1 protein-coding gene is annotated in these 481 nt (G+C 69.2%); it reads left to right on the top strand.

Going from position 1 to position 481, the window contains the following annotated elements:
* The coding region (locus EN969_RS34735) for a BatA domain-containing protein (RefSeq protein ID WP_206525385.1) at window positions 1-481 on the top strand (481 nt) is incomplete at both ends.

Genomic DNA, 481 nt, shown 5'->3' with positions numbered 1-481 from the left:
GTGCTGTGGGGCCTGCTGGCACTGCCGGTGATCTGGTGGCTGCTCAGGCTGACGCCGCCCAAGCCGCAGACCGAGATCTTCCCGCCGCTGAAGATCCTGGCGCGCGTACTGAAGCGCGAGGAGACGCCGCAGCAGAGTCCGTGGTGGCTGACGCTGCTCAGGCTCTTGATGGCGGCCCTCATCGTCGCGGCATTGGCCGACCCGGTCTTCAATCCGCGTGAAAAGCTGCCGGCCGAAGGAGCCGCCCTTGCCCTGGTCATCGACAATGACTGGGCAAGTGCCGCCGACTGGGGCAAACGCGTCGCCACCGCCGAGCGGCTGATCAACGACGCCGGCTCCAACGGCGTGCCGGTCGTCATCGCCTTCACCGCCGAAAAAGCCAATGCCGAGATCGGCCCGTTCGATGCCGCCACCGCCCTTGACCGGCTGCGCGCCGCCAAGCCGCGGCCGATCCCCACCGCCCGGCCCGCCGTCTATGCCC

The sequence above is a fragment of the Mesorhizobium sp. M7A.F.Ca.CA.003.01.2.1 genome (assembly GCF_003998945.1).
Lineage (GTDB): Bacteria > Pseudomonadota > Alphaproteobacteria > Rhizobiales > Rhizobiaceae > Mesorhizobium > Mesorhizobium ciceri.
The sequence above is the reverse complement of the archived record's forward strand: the minus strand, read 5'-3'. Positions and strand labels throughout refer to the sequence as shown.